This window comes from Methanobrevibacter sp., from assembly GCF_045577275.1.
In the GTDB taxonomy this organism is placed as follows: Archaea; Methanobacteriota; Methanobacteria; order Methanobacteriales; family Methanobacteriaceae; genus Methanobrevibacter.
Map to the genome: position 1 here is coordinate 1 of NZ_JAZNIB010000228.1, position 1941 is coordinate 1941.

Below are 1941 nucleotides of genomic sequence, written 5' to 3' on the forward strand. Positions count from 1 at the left end.
CATTGGAATAACAAAGAACATTCCATACTTATAGGATGCATTTACATATTTTTCAAGCAATGCCTGATCCTTTAAGGCAAATGCTTCAGATGCTGCAGGAAGAATTGTTGTAGCAAGGGAACTTGATACAATCAAAGGAAGTCTTGATATAGGGTCTGCAGCTGTGAAGTAACCGATTGCAGATGCAGCTAAGAATCCTCCCATAAGCAATGTGCAGATACTGTAGATACCCATTTCAGCAAGTGCAGTGATTGTAACTGGAATTGAGAAGAAAAGGAGTTTCTTTGCAAGGCCTAATTCCTGTCTCAATGTGAATTTGAAGTCAGGATTTGCAGGAGGGATATATTTTCCCATATACCTTTTGAATATGTAAACTGCAGATACTGCAGATGCTGCAAAACCAAGCACAGAACCTAATACTGCACCAAAGGTAGATAAACCAAGTATTACAAGTGCAGTAGCAAAGAGAATCATGAAGATCTGTTCAATCGCACGTGTATAAAGGATATATTCCATTTTGTATACCCCTTGGAATGCACCTCTGAAAGCTCCAACGATTACACTGAATGGTGTGATAAGACCAACAGCCTGAAGTGGCAATAATGCCTCTGGCTTTTGGAAATATGCTGTAATGATAGGTGCGGCAACGAATACCATAATGAGCCCAAAGAAAAATCCTAAAAAGACCATTATCTTCAATGCCGTAAAGACAGTTTGGCGAGCCAAATCCTCTTCATCAAGAGCATTGTATTCAGAAACGTATTTAGCTATTGCCGGTGGAAGCCCTGCTGCAGATAATACCTGGAATATTCCCTGAAATGGAGTTGTAAGCCCAAGTATACCATATGCTGCAGGTCCTAAAAGTGATGCCATAAGGAAACGGTAGATGTATCCTCCTACACGGAAGATAATATTTCCAATAAATATTATAGCACTTCCTTTAGCTACCTTAGAACCTCCGGTTGCCTCGCCCATATTTACACCTAAATATAAAAATAAGTTTTATTGTTTATTTTTTAAAGCAGTAAATCAACATTAAATTGTGATTAAATGTCCATTTACTATAAATTACTTTTATTATATAAATTTTTACTTATATATGTTTTGATAAAAGATGGATAGCTATTGTTTTTTAAACTCCAATAAAAACTCTTTAAAATTGCTTATTGTCATATCCAATGTCTTAAGCCCATACTCATCTTTCTTAACACCTTCAGCACCATCATCCTGTGACCATAGGCACGCTCCTAAATTGGCTCCAAAGGATCCTCCGCTTAATGGAATGATCTTATTCAAAAGGTAGAATGTGTTAATCTGCTGGATAGCCAACTCCTGACCTCCAGATCTGTCGCCGCCAACAACTATTGAAATACCTACCTTGTTTTTAAATATGTCCAGGTCTTCCATAATCATAGCCTGGCATCTGTCAATGACGGCCTTCAATTGAGCGGATATGCTTCCAAAATGAACAGGGCTTGCGAGGATTATGCCGTCAGCTTCCCTAAGGGCATCATAGATTTCATCCATATCGTCATGAATTGAACATTTTCCCTTTGTTTCCACACAATCGTTGCAGTGAGTGCATGGTGAAATGTCCTTATCCCTTACGCTTATAAAGATTGTTTCAAATGAATCTTCACTTTCAAGCTCTTCCAATGCCCTCTTCAATAAGAATTCACTTGCACCTTCACGTGGACTTCCACAAATTCCAAGAATTTTCATATTTTGACTCCTTTAATTATTATTGTATTTAATATGACTATATGTTTTCATATGAATATAATTTTAGAAAAATGATTGAACAATCATGTCAAAAATTTGATTTTGAATTTTGAATTTTTTTTGATTTTCTCGGGTTTTAGTCCTGATTTTCGGTTTACTTCGTTATACATCAATTTTTTGCATATCATCAATTTTATTCATTATTTTTTTAAAATATTA

The 1941-nt window shown here is 36.1% G+C and carries 2 protein-coding genes; both read right to left on the reverse strand.

What is annotated here, in order from left to right; translation table 11 throughout:
- Positions 1-975 (reverse strand): flippase (locus ACKI67_RS06455; protein WP_407462626.1); only part of this gene is annotated, 975 nt, incomplete at its 3' end.
- Between the two features lie 147 nt (positions 976-1122).
- Positions 1123-1722, reverse strand: coding sequence for a flavodoxin family protein (locus ACKI67_RS06460; RefSeq protein ID WP_407462627.1), 600 nt, complete (start codon positions 1720-1722; stop codon positions 1123-1125).
- Between the last annotated feature and the right edge of the window lie 219 nt (positions 1723-1941).

What these genes read in the sequence shown, in the direction of transcription:
- ACKI67_RS06460 (WP_407462627.1), bottom strand. Translation starts at nt 1,722, where the DNA reads ATGAAAATTCTTGGAATTTGTGGAAGTCCACGTGAAGGTGCAAGTGAA.